11 protein-coding genes are annotated in these 14,290 nt (G+C 69.8%); 5 read left to right on the top strand and 6 right to left on the bottom strand.

The features are described from left to right. The first annotated feature begins 29 nt into the window (after window positions 1-29). Window positions 30-2,336 carry a putative bifunctional diguanylate cyclase/phosphodiesterase gene (locus ACMGDM_RS08895; RefSeq protein WP_436803776.1) on the top strand — a complete coding sequence of 769 codons (2,307 nt, stop codon included), beginning with the start codon at window positions 30-32 and terminating at the stop codon, window positions 2,334-2,336. Window positions 2,337-2,668: 332 nt separating this feature from the next. On the opposite strand, the gene ACMGDM_RS08890 is transcribed toward ACMGDM_RS08895, so the two are convergent. Beyond that, entirely contained in the window at window positions 2,669-3,415 is a 747-nt protein-coding gene (locus tag ACMGDM_RS08890; RefSeq protein ID WP_436803775.1) for a glucose 1-dehydrogenase, read from the bottom strand. A 106-nt stretch (window positions 3,416-3,521) separates the two neighbouring features. Between ACMGDM_RS08890 and ACMGDM_RS08885 the strand changes: the two genes are divergently transcribed. Further along, window positions 3,522-3,905 carry an ArsR/SmtB family transcription factor gene (locus tag ACMGDM_RS08885; protein ID WP_436803774.1) on the top strand — a complete coding sequence of 128 codons (384 nt, stop codon included), beginning with the start codon at window positions 3,522-3,524 and terminating at the stop codon, window positions 3,903-3,905. Between the two features lie 72 nt (window positions 3,906-3,977). Here ACMGDM_RS08885 and actP read toward each other — a convergent pair whose 3' ends face one another. Together actP and ACMGDM_RS08875 are read right to left on the bottom strand one after the other, a co-directional pair. Next, entirely contained in the window at window positions 3,978-5,594 is a 1,617-nt protein-coding gene (actP, locus tag ACMGDM_RS08880) for a cation/acetate symporter ActP (RefSeq protein WP_436803773.1), read from the bottom strand. Beyond that, a complete protein-coding gene (locus ACMGDM_RS08875; protein ID WP_436803772.1) occupies window positions 5,591-5,905 on the bottom strand; it encodes a DUF485 domain-containing protein in 315 nt (104 codons plus the stop codon). The genes actP and ACMGDM_RS08875 overlap by 4 nt, the downstream gene beginning before the upstream one ends. 365 nt (window positions 5,906-6,270) lie before the next feature. Between ACMGDM_RS08875 and ACMGDM_RS08870 the strand changes: the two genes are divergently transcribed. Next, entirely contained in the window at window positions 6,271-9,363 is a 3,093-nt protein-coding gene (locus tag ACMGDM_RS08870) for a TonB-dependent receptor plug domain-containing protein (protein WP_436803771.1), read from the top strand. 142 nt (window positions 9,364-9,505) lie between these two features. Continuing rightward, the gene (locus ACMGDM_RS08865; RefSeq protein WP_436803770.1) at window positions 9,506-9,679 is read left to right on the top strand and encodes a hypothetical protein; all 174 of its coding nucleotides are present in this window, start codon (window positions 9,506-9,508) and stop codon (window positions 9,677-9,679) included. 87 nt (window positions 9,680-9,766) lie between these two features. Here ACMGDM_RS08865 and ACMGDM_RS08860 read toward each other — a convergent pair whose 3' ends face one another. Further along, entirely contained in the window at window positions 9,767-11,491 is a 1,725-nt protein-coding gene (locus ACMGDM_RS08860; RefSeq protein ID WP_436803769.1) for an N-acyl-D-amino-acid deacylase family protein, read from the bottom strand. A gap of 23 nt (window positions 11,492-11,514) precedes the next feature. Next, a complete protein-coding gene (locus tag ACMGDM_RS08855) occupies window positions 11,515-11,976 on the bottom strand; it encodes an Lrp/AsnC family transcriptional regulator (protein WP_183942799.1) in 462 nt (153 codons plus the stop codon). A 129-nt stretch (window positions 11,977-12,105) separates the two neighbouring features. Between ACMGDM_RS08855 and ACMGDM_RS08850 the strand changes: the two genes are divergently transcribed. Continuing rightward, the gene (locus ACMGDM_RS08850) at window positions 12,106-12,336 is read left to right on the top strand and encodes an ACT-like domain-containing protein (protein ID WP_436803768.1); all 231 of its coding nucleotides are present in this window, start codon (window positions 12,106-12,108) and stop codon (window positions 12,334-12,336) included. Here ACMGDM_RS08850 and ACMGDM_RS08845 read toward each other — a convergent pair. Continuing rightward, on the bottom strand, window positions 12,326-14,284 hold the full coding sequence (locus ACMGDM_RS08845; protein WP_436803767.1) for a serine hydrolase domain-containing protein: 1,959 nt from the start codon (window positions 14,282-14,284) through the stop codon (window positions 12,326-12,328). The genes ACMGDM_RS08850 and ACMGDM_RS08845 overlap by 11 nt on opposite strands. Window positions 14,285-14,290 lie beyond the last annotated feature (6 nt).

The following is a 14,290-nucleotide window of genomic DNA, read 5'->3' as shown; positions in this document are numbered from 1 at the left end:
TCTTGACGAGGCGGAACGGCGCGACGGCGATGGCTGGGGCGGATGCGCGCCGTCGCGTCGCCGCGCTGCTGCGTCGCCCGCGGCTGCTCGCGCTCGCGGCCGCGCTGGCTATGGCGCTGCTGGTGGTCGCCAGCGGTGTCGGCGAGCGGCTCGACCGGCTGCTCGATCCGCTGCGTGCCGCCGCCTGGGTGCGGGCGCCGAGCGGACAGGTCGTGGTGGTCGAGATGGATGCCGCCAGCGTCGCCGCGATTCGCGAATGGCCGTGGTCGCGCGACCATTATGCGCGCGCGATCGACCGACTGCGTGCCGCCGGCGCCGCCTCGATCACCTTCGATGTCGACTTTTCGTCCGCCGGCACCCCGAGCGGCGACGCGGCGCTGGCACGGGCGCTCGCCCGCGCGCCGGGGTTGGTCGCGCTGCCCACCTTCGCGCAGCGCGCGCGCTCGGGGGAGCGGCGCTCGATCGACTCGCTGCCGCTCCCCGCCCTGCGCGCCAACGCCGCACTCGCCTCGGTAAGCATGCAGCCGGACAGCGACGGGGTGGTGCGACGCGCGCCGTTCGGCACGATCACCGCGGGCATGCCGCGCCCGTCGCTCTCGGCATTAATCGCGCGCCGGCCCGGCGCCGCGGACACGTTCTTTCCGATTGACGGCGGGATCGATCCGATGCGGCTACCGCGACTGAGCTTCGTCGCAGTGCGCGACGGCGCGTTCGACCCGCGCGCGGTGCGCGGGCGTGACGTACTGATCGGCGCGACCGCGATCGAGATGGGGGATCGTTATGCCACGCCGCACTGGGGCGTGATCCCGGGCGTGCTGGTCCAGGCGCTCGCCGCGGAGACGCTGATGGCCGGCGTGCCTTCAGCATACGGGGCGACGTTGCCGCTGCTGCTGGCGCTGCTGCTCGCCACGCCGATCGTGGTGGCGCGACGGCGTTTCGTGGCCGTGGCGCTCGCGGTGACCGCGCCCGTCGCGCTCGTCGCCGCCGCGGTTTATGTCCAGGCAGCGTGGCATGCGGTCGTCCCGCTCGCCCCGGCACTGGTGTTGGTGGTGCTGGCGGCACTGGCACGTTTCGGGCTCGCGCTCGCGCGCCGCTTCGAGCAGCAGCGCCAGATCGACGACGACACAGGCCTGCCGAACCGTCGCGCGTTGCTGCGCCACCGTGCCGCCGCCACGAAGGCGCCGCTGCTGGTTGCGACGATCGGCAACGCCGACGCGCTGACCACATTGCTCGGCGAGCGCGCCGGACACGATCTGGTGCTGCGTCTGGCCGAGCGTCTGCGCGCCAGCGTCGGCGGCACGGTCTACCGCGTCGGCGAGCGGTTGCTCGCAGTGGAAACGGCGACCGACGACGTCGAGGCACTCGTGGTGGCGCTGCGGAGCGTGCTGACCGAGCCGGTGGAGATCCTTGGGCGCCGGGCCGATGCCGCGGTGCATCTTGGCGTGTCGGCAAGCGACGGCAACATCCACGACCGCCTCGTGAGCGCGACGCTTGCGGCCGACGCGGCCGTTGCCGCCGGCGCATTCTGGCGCCACGCTCATGTCGATGCCGAAGCGCTCGAGCGCCGGCTGGTGCTGATGGGCGAACTCGACCAGGCAATCGCACGCGGCGAGATCGAGGTTCATTACCAGCCCAAGCTCGCGCTCGCGACCGACCGGATCGTCAGCGCCGAGGCGCTGGTGCGCTGGCGTCACCCCAGCCGCGGCATGATCCGCCCCGACCTCTTCATCCCGCTGGCCGAGCAGGCCGACCGGATCGCCGCGCTGACGCTTCACGTGCTCGCTCAGGCGGTCACCGATCTCGCGGCATGGCGCGCGCGCGGGCACGACGTGTCCGTGGCGGTGAACCTGTCCGCGATGCTGATCGCTGAGCCCGCGTTCCGCACCGCTGTCGACCGGCTGCTCGAGCGCGACGCGGTGCCGGCCAACCGATTGATCTTCGAGGTGACCGAATCCGCGGCGTTGGCCGATCCCGAGCGTGCCGCGGAGCATCTGCGCCACTTCCGCGACAAGGGCGTGGCAATCTCGATGGACGATTACGGCACCGGCCAATCGACGTTGAGCTATCTGCGCCAACTGCCGCTCGCCGAGCTGAAGATCGACCGCAGCTTCGTCCAGCATGCGCACACCAACCCGGCGGACGCGCTGATGGTGCGCTCTACGATCGATCTGGCGCACGGGCTGGGGCTGAAGGTGGTGGCGGAGGGGATCGAGGACGCGGCCTGCCTCGCCTTGCTGCGCGACGCCGGCTGCGACCTCGTGCAGGGCTACTTAATCGGTCGCCCGATGGTGGCGGATGCGTTCGCCGCCACGCTCGAGACCCGTGCCGCGGCGTGATCGACGACGAAACCCGCGGTTGAAGGGCGCAGCGGCGCAGCGCACATGCCAGTGACTCGCAGGCGCGGCGGTCCCAAGCTCCACCAATGAGGCGGCACCGCGCGCGCGGCCTGCCGACCACGATCGCAAGATAATGCGCGGATTGTCTCGAGCAAGCGAGCCGCCAGACCCTGACTGCCGAGAGGCGAGGCGCCATTTTTAAATGTTCGCCTGACCTTGCACTCGCGGTTGATCGGCGTGAGGACGACGAGCACATCGCGCCCGGCCCGGGTCGAAGCGCGACGCCGTGCTCGCCCGCCGCTTGATGGCGGCGCGAGCACGGCGCGCGGGGGTCAGTTGATCCCGCCGCTGGCGCTGATGTTCTCGCCGGTGAGCCAGCGCGCGTCGTCGGAAGCGAGGAAGGTGACCACCGACGCGATATCATCGGGTCGACCGGCGCGACCGAGCGGCGTCTGCGCGACGATGCCCGCCTCCATGTCCGAGCCGACGATACCGGCGGTATGCGTGCCCTCGGTGACCACAAAGCCGGGGCTCACCACGTTGACGCGGATGCCGCGCGGCGCCAGCTCGTTGGCGAGCACGCCCGTGATCGCGTTCACCGCGCCCTTGGTGCCGGCATACACCGCCGCATTGGGCGTGTTCACGTTCGTGATCGCGGACGAGATGTTGATAACGCTCGCCCCCTCGCCGAGATGCGCCGACGCCGCCTTTGTCGCGAACAGGACGCCCAGGACGTTGATGTCGAACTGGCGCCGGTAATGCTCCTCGGTGACCTCACCGATCGGCGCGAAAGCGTAGACGCCCGAGTTGTTGACCAGCACGTCGAGCCGGCCGAACCGCGACACCGCGGCGTCGATCAGGGCCGCGGCCTCGTCCTCCTTCGACACGTCGGCACGCACCGCGGCGGCGGTGCCGCCGCTGGCGCTGATGGCGGCAACCACCGCGTCCGCGCCTTCCTGACTCGATGCATAATTGACAACCACGGCGGCACCCTCGCGCGCGAGGTCGGCCGCGATCGCCGCCCCGATGCCCTTCGACGCCCCGGTCACCACCGCGACCTTACCGCTGAGCTTACCCATCTGTTCTGCCTCCGACATGGGCAAGACGCCGCCGTGGCGCCTTCCTCCCATAGTTCGGCATTTCGGAACTAATGCATCGCGGATCAAGACCCTATATGGCGATCGTATGAGGCCGTTGTTTCACCCTACGTTGGAGGAGGTTCGCCCCGAGGCGATCCTGCACGCGCTCGCGGACCCGCAGCGCGCCGCCATCTTCGCGGCGATCATGCGCGCGGGCTGCGGCCAGGCCTGTTCGGCGGTCGCTTCCGTCGGCGATCGGATTATTCCGAAGTCCTCGCTCTCCAACCACGTCAAGGTCTTGCGCGAGGCCGGCCTGATCCGCAGCGAGCGGCACGGTGTCGAGGTGCGCAATCATCCGCGCTGGGAAGAGGTGGAGGAGCGCTTCCCCGGGCTGCTGCCGGCGATCGTCAACGCCTATGCCGCTTCCTCGCCGTGTGCCGGCTGGGCGGAGCCGCCGGAGGCGACCGCCGCGCGAAGCGACGGCGACTGACGCCATCGCCGTGCCGGCGCGCAAAATGCTCCGCCGAGCAGCCCGGCATCGCAGGTCGCGCGTGTGCCCCGGTCAATGCCCGCTCGCCCGCGCGGCGCCGATGCCCGTCTCTGACCGGACCCGCTGCGCCAGATACCCGCCGCGGTCCACAGCCGCCCGTCCGCTGCGATCGAGCAGCGACACGAGCCAGATAGTGACGAATGCCGCGGGCATGGAGAACAGCGCCGGCGAGCCGTACGGGAAGATCGGTGCCGCATGACCGAGGACGCTCACCCAGATCGCCGGCGAGAGCAGCGTCAGCGTCAGCGCCGTCACCAGCCCCACCGACCCGCCCGCGACGACGCCCCGTGTGGTGCACCCGCGCCATAGGATCGATAGCAGCAGCACCGGGAAGTTGGCCGACGCCGCGAGCGCGAAGGCGAGACTGACCATGAAGGCGACATTCTGCCGCTCGAACAGCACGCCGAGCCCGATTGCCACCAGCGCCAGCACCAGCACGGTGACGCGCGATACGCGCAGTTCTGCCGCCTGGTCCGCACGTCCACGCCGGAACACACTGGCGTAGAGATCGTGGCTCACCGCCGAGGCGCCCGACAACGTCAGCCCGGCCACCACTGCGAGGATGGTCGCGAACGCCACCGCGGACACGAAGCCGAGGAACAGGTCGCCGCCGACTGCATGCGCCAGATGCACCGCCGCCATGTTGCCCCCGCCGCGCAGCGCGCCGCCGGGATCGAGATAGGCCGGCGCGGTGCCGACCAGCACGATCGCACCGAACCCGATCACAAAGGTGAGCAGGTAGAAATAGCCGATCCAGCCCGTCGCCCACAGCACCGAGGTGCGCGCCGCCTTCGCGTCGGCGACCGTGAAGAAGCGCATCAGGATGTGCGGCAGTCCGGCGGTGCCGAACATCAGCGCCAGTCCGAGCGAGAGCGCCGACACCGGATCCTTGATGAAGCCGCCCGGCCCCATGATCGCGCGTCCGGCCGCGGCGGCCTCCGTCGCGGACGCACCGTTCGCAGCGGCCGCCGCCGCTTTCACCGCGACCGCGCGCGCGAACAGCGCCTCGGGCGAGCCGAAGCGCCACAGCACCGCCGCCGCCATGAAGCTGGCCGCGCCGAGCAGCAGCACGGCCTTGACGATCTGCACCCAGGTGGTCGCCAACATGCCGCCGAACAGCACGTACAGCGTCATCATCACGCCGACGATAGCCACCGCATAGGGGTAAGGTAGCCCGAACAGCAGCCGGATCAGCTGCCCTGCCCCGACCATTTGCGCGATGAGGTAGAATAGCACGACCATCAGCGTTGAGATCGCCGCCAGCGTGCGCACGGGCGCCTGCGCGAAGCGGAACGAGGCGACATCGGCGAAGGTGTAGCGGCCGAGGTTGCGCAGCCGTTCGGCGATCAGGAACAGCACGATCGGCCAGCCCACCAGAAAGCCGATCGAGTAGATGAGGCCGTCATAGCCATCGGCGTAGATCTGCGCCGAGATGCCGAGGAACGACGCCGCCGACATGAAGTCGCCCGCGATCGCCAGTCCGTTCTGGAAGCCCGTGATACCGCCCCCGGCGGCGTAGAAATCGTCCGCGGTGCGGGTCCGCCGTGCCGCCCAGCGGGTGATGCCGAGCGTCAGCAGCACGAAGCTGGCGAACATCGCCAGGGCGGACCATCCGGTGCCGCCGCTCACCGGCCGGCCTCCGCGACGATCGCTGCCACCTCGGCGTCGAACTCGCGGTTGGCGCGATGGACGTAGAGGCCGGTCAGCGCGATCGCGAGCAGGATGACGCCGAGCCCGACCGGGATCCCGATCGACGTCGCGCCGCCGGACAGCGATCGTGCCAGCAGCGGCTTATCGAACGCGACCAGGAGGATGTAGCCGAAATAGGCCGCCAGCATCGTCGCGGTCAGCGCGCCGCTCAGGCGCCCCCGTCGCCGCACCAGCCGACGGTAGCGCGGATCATCCGCCACCTGCTCCCACGCGATCGGGTCCACGTTCATGTCAGTTCCTCCCCTTTATGGCGGGGATCATAGAAGGACGGGGCTGCTTGGCTAGTCGCACACCGATCCGCCGTGCCAAGACCATGCGCCATGGGCAAACACGAAGGCCTAAACGGCGTCCGCCGGAGACTTGTTGATCCATGGCAACAAAGTGCCGCACCATCAACGGATCAAATGCTAAATTGGTATTGTTTCGGCCCCAGCATCGTGACAGCATGATGCTTACCAACTGGGAGGGAGCGGGTCGCCGCGCGGTAAAGGCAGGAGCCTGCTGCGTGCATGCCGAGGCGGGAAGGTCGCACCACAGCGACCACCACGCGGACATGTCTCACCCACGCTCGTTGGTAAACGAAGGGGAAGACATAATGATGTTCAGGGGAATGCTCGCCACGTCCTGCTGTGTGGCGGCGCTGCTGGCGCTGCCGGCCGCCGCGCAGGTCACCACCGATGGCGCGGCGGACAGCGCGCAGGGCGGCACGCCGGCGATCGGCGATCCGGTCGCCTCCGCCAAGCTCGCCGCCGACGTCCAGCGCGCCGGCGCGGCGGAGGGCAACACCTCAAGCGACGACGTGGTCGTCACCGGCACGCGGATCGTGCGCCCGAACAATCGCTCGGCCGCGCCGATCGTCACCACCACCGCCGCCGACATCGTCGCACAGGGCGCCACCACGATCGAGGAGGTGGTCAACCGCCTCCCGCAGGTGCAGGTCAATTCCGAGCAGAACTTCAGCGACTCCGAGGGTCGCCAGCGGATCAAGCTGCGCAGCCTGGGTTATGAGCGCACGCTGATGCTGATCGACGGACTCCGCATCGGCCTGCCCAACACGGTCGATGTCGGCATCATCCCCAACGCGCTGGTCGAGCGGATCGACGTGCTGACCGGCGGTGCCTCGTCGGTGTACGGCTCCGACGCGGTCTCTGGCGTGGTCAATTTCGTGCTGAAGAAGAACTTCACCGGCGTCCGCATCGACGGCAATTATAGCTTCTTCAACCACAACAACCGCGACAGCGCGATCACCGCCGCGGCCGAGCGCGCCGGCTTCAACGCGGTCAACGGGATGAGCAACGACGGCGGCCGCGCCGACGTCAGCCTCGCCGCCGGCGCCGATCTGTTCGACGGGCGCGTCAACCTCACCGGCTTCGTCAATTACCGCCAGTCGAACCTGGTGCGGCTGGTCGACCGTGCGAACAGCGTCTGCGAGGTGACCCAGCCGAGCAACACCGCGCCACTGGCGTGCACGCGCGCCAGCTTCACGCCCGCCGGCACGATCATCCCACAGGCGGGGCCACGCGCCGGCCAGATCCTGGTCAACAATCCGACCGGCAATGGCACCTTCATCCCGATCAACAGTGGGCCACCTGGCAGCTCGGCCAATCCGTATGACGACTGGGCCTTCCAGCGCCCGTTCAACCGCGTCAACGTCGGCGGCTTCCTGACCGCCGAACTGGCCGACGATATCGAGCTGTACAGCAACGTGCTGTTCTATCGCGACAAGTCGTACAACACCCAGCTCAACCGCACATTCAACTTCGGCTTCTATGGCACCGATCCGTTCCGTGTGAACTGCGACAATCCGTTCCTCTCGGCATCGCAGGCGGGCGACCTGTGCGGCGCCAATGCGGGCAACGCGGGCGCCTATGCGCCACTCGACGTGCGCTACCGTTTCGATGGCCTGCCGCTCACCCGCCAGCAGTTTACCAACGAGGGGTATCGCATCGTCGCCGGCCTGCGCGGCAAGGGCTTTGACGACGTCTGGTCCTATGACATCGCCGGCATGGTCTCGCGTGCGCGGCTCGACACGATCGACGTGCCGTTCGCGCGCTTCGACCGGATCAACCGCTCGCTCGACGTGATCAATGTGGGCGGCACCCCGACCTGCCGCTCGGTGGTCAACGGCACCGATCCGAGCTGCGTCCCGTTCAACGCCTTCATCCCGTTCAACCGCGACCAGGCGACCAACGACTATCTCTACGGCGGCGCCACCGGCGGGATCAGCACCCGCATCCCGCGGCTGCTCCAGTTCATCGGCACGGTCAGCGGCGATCTCGGCAAATACGGCATCACCTCGCCGCTGGCGCAGCAGGGCGTCGCGCTCGCGCTCGGCGCCGAATATCGCGAGGAGATGGAGCGGACGATCGTCAACGAGATCTTCGTCCAGAACAACGGCGGCCAGAACCAACGCGTCACGCAGAACATCTTCGAGGCCAACGCCGAGATCCAGGCGCCGCTGGTCGAAGACCAGTCGTGGACGCGGCTGCTGCAGGTCAACGGTGGCTATCGCGTCTCCAAGTACAACCGGCTCGCGGGCAAGTTCGATACGTGGAAGATCGAGGGGCTGTGGTCGCCGGTGGCGGACATCACCTTCCGCGCCTCGTACAACAAGTCGCAGGCCGCGCCGGGCGTGGGCGCCGCGGCGGGCGCGAGCAACATCACCTGGAACCAGGGTTTCTATTCCGACCCGTGCGCGCCGCGGATCGACCCCAGCAATCCGAACGGCCCGCGCCTCGCCCCGCTCGGCAGCCCGACGCAATGCGCCAACACCGGCCTGCCCGCCAACCTTTACGGCAGCGCGACGCTGATCTGCCCCGACGAGCGCTGCACCGTGCGCGAGGGCGGCTTCAACCTGACGCCGGAAACCGCCTTCACCAAGACGTTCGGCGTCGTGTTGCGGCCGCGCTTCCTGCCGGGGCTAACCGTCTCGGTCGACCGCTGGCTCATCGACCTCAAGGACCAGCTGGTATTCCTTCAGCCGCAGGACATCATCAACGAGTGCCTCAATACCGGGCTGGAGTATTTCTGCCGGGGCATCATCCGCAACCCGAGCACGGGCACGCTGTCGAGCTCGCCCGCAACCAGCCCGGCAGCCGGCTGGGTCGCGCGCGGCTCGTCCAACGGCTATACCGAACAGTCGTACGGCTGGGATTTCCAGGGCCAGTACAACCTCGCGCTGGGCGGCTATGGCAAGCTCGACATGAGCTTCAACGGCACGCTGATGACACGCAACGGCGGCCAGGCCTCGCCCGCCGCGATCCGGCGCAATTGCACGGGCTATTACGGCGCGGGCTGCGGCGAGAGCATGCCGCGCTGGGCGCATCAGCTGCGCACCACCTGGACTGCGCCGGACAATAGCACCAGCGTGTCGGTCAACTGGCGCCATCGCGGTGCCATGCCGCTGACCTTCTACTCGCCCGAGGACACCGGCATCCCCCGGCAGGACGAGAGTGCGCGGCGCGACCAGTTCTCCGGCATCGGCTCGTACAATTGGATCGACCTCGCGGTCGCGTTTGACGTCAGCAAGCAGATGACGTTCCGCATCGCCGCCAACAATCTGCTCGATCGCGATCCCCCGATCGTGCCCGACAGCCGCTCGACCATCGGGCTGCTGCGCGGCAACACGATCATGGCCTACGATCTGCTGGGCCGACAGATCGTCGCGGGCGTCTCGCTGCGGCTGTGAGACAGGGGCCGGGGTCGTGCCACACGACCCCGGCTCCGGCGAGCCTATGTGGTCGGCTGTCCAGGGTAATGCGGCACGATGCTTCACCCAGCCGCCAACATGAAGTCGTTGACCTCGAAGCCTCCCCACCTACCTCGACGTCATGGCCGTACTTGGTTGCCTCGCGCTGCTCGTCCTTCCGCTGGTGGGCGTCACGCTGGGCGGGCTGGCGGGCGGCCCGCGCGGGGCGGCGGGCGGCGCCGCGATCGGCTTCGTCATCGCGCTCGCGCTATGTAGCGTCGCCGGCTATGCGCTGGTGCGGGCGCGGCGCTCCTGACGCGCGCGCCGGACTGGCGTTACTCGCAACCCCGCGCACCAACGCCCCATCGCGAGCGGTCACGGCCCCTCTGAGACGTCGCGCCCCTCACCACCGCCAGTCGGCAGCCGCACGCCTGCATCCCCCGCCTTCCTCGCGCTTGAAGGCACGGCCGCGCAGCACGCGGCCGGTCGCGGCGCCCGTCGGGCGACCGTCGCGCAGCGCGAAGCGGCCGTTCACCAGCACGGAGCTGACGCCGGTAGCCAGCTGCGCGGGTCGCTCATAGGTGGCGCGATCGCCGATAGTGGCAGGATCGAACACCACCACGTCGGCGAACTGCCCGGCGCGCAGCCGGCCACGGTCGGTGATCGCGAGATGGTCGGCGGGCAGACTGGTCAGCCGCCGCACCGCCTCGGCCAGCGTCAGGTCATGCGTGTCGCGGACGTAATGGCCGAGCAGCCGCGCGAAGTTGCCGTAGGCACGCGGATGATCCCTTGTGCGCAGGAACACGCCCTCGGGCGCGGGCGCGGCCTCGTCCGAACCGAAGCTCATCCACGGCTGGCGGATCGCCTTGCGGACGTTGTCCTCGCTCATCAGGAAATAGGCGATGCCGACGCGCGAGCCGTCCTCGACCACAAGGTCCATCGCGGTCTCCTCGGGCGAGCTACCGCGCTCGCGCGCCACCGCGGCCAGCGTCTTGCCCGCGAGCGGCTTTAGCTTCGGGTTCTTGAAGCCGAGCAGCAACGTGCCCTCCGCCCCGGCGCCGGCGAGCAGATTTTCCCAGTCCTTCGGGTGCGGGTCGCGCATCGCCGCGGCGACCTTGGCGCGCGTCGCCGGATCCTTCAGCCGTGCGATCCATGCGTCGAGCCCGCCCGCCTGCACCCAGGGCGGCATCGCCGCGTCGAGCCCGGTGGCGCCGGCGGTATAGGTGTACATATTGGCGGAGACGCGCACGCCGCGCGCGCGCGCCGCCTCGATGGCGGCGATGACGCGGTCGATCTTGCCCCAATTGTCGCGGCCCGCCTGTTTGAAATGGTAGATCTCGGCGGGCGCGCCCGAGGCCTCGGCGATGGCAATCGTCTCGGCGACGCCCTCCTCCAGCCGGTCGCCCTCGCTGCGCATATGGACGGTGTAGATGCCGCCGCACGCCGCCGACACCTTGGCCAGCGCGATCAGCTCGGGCGTCTTGGCGAAAGTGGCCGGCGTGTAGATCAGCATGTCGGTCAGCCCGAGCGCGCCCTGCTCCATCGCCGCGCGCACGAGCCCGCGCATCTGCTCGAGCTGCGCCGGCGTCGGCTGGACGTCGTCGGCACCCAGCACCGCCTCGCGCACCGTGCCCGCGCCGACGAAGGAGGCGACGTTGGGCGCGATCGCGCGGCGCGACAGCACGTCGAGATAGCCGCCGAGCGTCGTCCAGGTGACGGGATAGCGGACGTCGCCCTGCTCCTTGACCATGTCGCGCCGCATCGCCGGGCTGAGCGGACCCATCGAGAACTCGCCCATCACCTCCAGCGTGACACCCTGCGCCAGATCGGACAGCGCGCGGCCGTCGACGAGCAGGCTCTCCTCCGGGTGTGCGAGCATGTTGACGAAGCCCGGCGACACCGCCTTGCCGCGCGCGTCCAGCTCGGTCGCGCCGCGCTCCGCGACATGCGGCGCGACCGCCGCGATCCGGTCACCCGTGATGGCGACGTCGCCGACGAAGGGCGTGCCGCCCGAGCCGTCGTAGATCGTGCCGCCGCGGATCACGACATCGTAGCGCGGCGGCGACGCGGCACCTGCCAGTGGCAGCGGCGCGAGCAACAGGGCAGCGAGCGATATCAGGCGCTTCATGGCGGCTCCTCGGGGAGATCGGGTCAGATCGGCAGCTCGGACGTGGACTTGATCTCGGACAGCGCGACGGTGGAGGTGATCTCCTGCACGCCGGGCAGCCGGCTCAGCTTGTCGAAGAAGAAGCGCTCGTAGGCGTCGATGTCGCGTGCGACGATGCGCAGCATGAAGTCGGTCGTGCCCATCAGCACATAGGCGTCGAGCACCTCGGGGAAGCCGCGGATCGCCTCGGCGAACTCGTCGAGGTTGGCGCGGCCGTGCGCGTTGAGCCGCACCTGCGCGAAGATATGCGCGCTGAGCCCGACCTTGCGGCGATCGACCAGCGCGACGCGGCCGCGGATCACGCCCTCGCGCTCGAGCCGGTCGATGCGGCGCCAGCACGGCGAGGCGGACAGGCCGACCTTGGCGGCGAGCTCGGCGACGGTCTGCTGCCCGTCGCGTTGCAATTCGCGCAGGATGCGGCGCTCATAATCGTCGAGCTGGGTCATTCGTGCCGCGATTCGGCCATTTCTGGGACGATCATGCCCCAGCGTAGCGGCCACGGCGCGGATGAGGAGACCTTTTCCGCCGCGCCGCTGCCATCCTGTGCGCCAACGATCCGACGAAGGTTTCCCCGCATGACCGTCCGCTTCCTCGTCGCCGGCGAGGCCTCGCCCGACCTGCCGCTGCGCGTGCTCAACCTGCTCGCGCTGCGCTCGATCGCGTTCGACGCGGCGTCGGTCGAGCGCGACGGCGACACGTATCGCATCGGCGTCGCGGTGAGCGGGCTGGAGGACGGCGCCGCCGAGCTGCTCCTCGCCAAGATGCGCGCGCTGGTGCTGGTGGAGAGTGCCACGCTCAGTAGTTGAGGCTCCAGCCGATCAGATGCGCCATCGCGGCGACCCCCAGCAGCCCAAGGAACGCCAGCGCGACCAGCGCGGCGCGCAGCCGCACGCCCCAGCCGAACGGGCCGCGGAACGCCTCCACCAGGTTCCACACCCCGATCAGCGCCGCCGCGATCGGGATCACCGCGGCCAGCTGGAGCAGCCGGATCATGCCGTCGAGCGTGGCATTGTAGGCGTCGACCTGCTGGCTCAGGATCGGCGCCACGACGGTGTACCAGCCCGCGACATAGGCGAGGTCGGCGACGGCGGCGACGCGCACCAGCAGCCGCGCGCGCGCGGCGCGCCCGGTCGCCACCGGCGGCGCGGCGTAGCGGCGGCGGATCCACCAGCCCGCCGGCCAAGCGATCACGGTGAGCAGCAGCACCAACAACGACAGGCCCGCCACCGTCTGGAACATCGTCGAGTTCCGCGCCGCCGGCACCGCCTGGAGCACGCCTACCGGATTCTGGCTGTCGACGAGCGTGCGCCGACCGCGCAGCTCGGTCACGCGCAGCAGCCGCGTGCCGTCGACCGCGCGCCACAGCCCCGGCGCGATCTCGCGGAAGCGCTTGCCCTCGATCGAGGAGACGCTGATCGTGCCGTCGTCGTTGGCGCTGACCACATCCTGCTGGAGCAGGTAGAACAGGCTGATGAAGCCGGTCTCGACGCGGCGCGAGCTCTCGTAATGGCCCGCCAGCGCGCGCGCGTCCGCCGCGGCGCTGGCGATCGCAGGCGGCAGCGCCGCGGGCTTGGCGGGAAAGTAGCGGTCCATGAACAGGTCGAACAGCCGCTCGCGCGCGCCATAGACCGCGTCGCGCTCGCCGCGACTGCTGAAGCTCATGAACAGGCCGACGTTCTTCTCGGGGAGCAGCGCCAGGTCAGTGTGGAAGACGATCGTGTCGCCGCCGTGGCCGATCACGGTCGTGCCGTTGCGCTGCATCCAGAAGAAGCCGTGCGCCATCGTGTCGAAGCCCGCGGGCGGCGGCGTCGGCGGGCGGTGCATGAACGCGACCGTCTCGGGACGCAGGATGCGCGCGCCGCCGTAGCGGCCGCCGCCGAGATGCGCGAGCATGAAGCGCGCCATGTCGTCCGCGGTGGAGGCGACGCTGCCCGCCGGCGCGGTGCCGACCAGCTCATAAGCGTGCGGCGGCCCGTCGCTGGTGGCGTAGCCCTTCGCGGCGAGCGGCGCGAGCGCGGGCGGCAGCGGCTGGACGAAGGTGGTGTGCGCCATGCCCAACGGCCCGGTGATGTGGCGCGCCACATAGGCCTCGAACGGCTCGCCCGAGACGCGCTGGACGATATAGCCCGCCAGCGCGACGCCATAGTTGGAATAGGCCGGCGCCTCGCCCGGCTTGAACAGGAACGGGCGCGTGTTCTCCTTAAGGTAGCGCTCGGTGGTCTTGAGCAGCTTGGGGTCGCTGGCGAGCAGGTCCTTGAGCCCCTCCTCGAAGCCGCCGCGATGCTGCATCAGGTCGTTGATCGTCACCGCGCGCCCCGGCGGGGTGATGCGGAAGTCGAGGTAGCGGTTGACGTCGGCGTTCAGGTCGATCCTGCCCGCCTCCACCAGCTGCATCACCGCGGTCCAGGTCAGCAGCTTGGAGGTCGAGCCGATCCGCATCAGCGAGCGGCGCGGGTCCATCGGCGTCTTGGCGGCGACGTCGGCATAGCCATAGCCCTTCTCGAACAGGATCGCGCCGTCCTTGACGATCGCGACCTGCGCGCCCGCGATCTTCCCGGCCTGAAGCGCGGCGGGCACGTAGCCATCGAGCCAGGCGCCGACGTCGGCGGCGGTGAGCTGCGGCGCGGTCGCAGGCGGGGCGGGGGCCGGCGGCGTCTCGGTGCCGGGTGCCGCGGGCGGCGCGACGGGCGGGCGCGCGGCCGGCGTCGCGGCGACGAGCAGCGCGGGGAGGAGCGCCAGCAGAAGCGTCTTCATCGTCAT

Origin of the sequence: Sphingomonas larreae (assembly GCF_051400595.1) — a bacterium.
Classification (GTDB): Bacteria; Pseudomonadota; Alphaproteobacteria; order Sphingomonadales; family Sphingomonadaceae; genus Sphingomonas.
The sequence above is the reverse complement of the archived record's forward strand: the minus strand, read 5'-3'. Positions and strand labels throughout refer to the sequence as shown.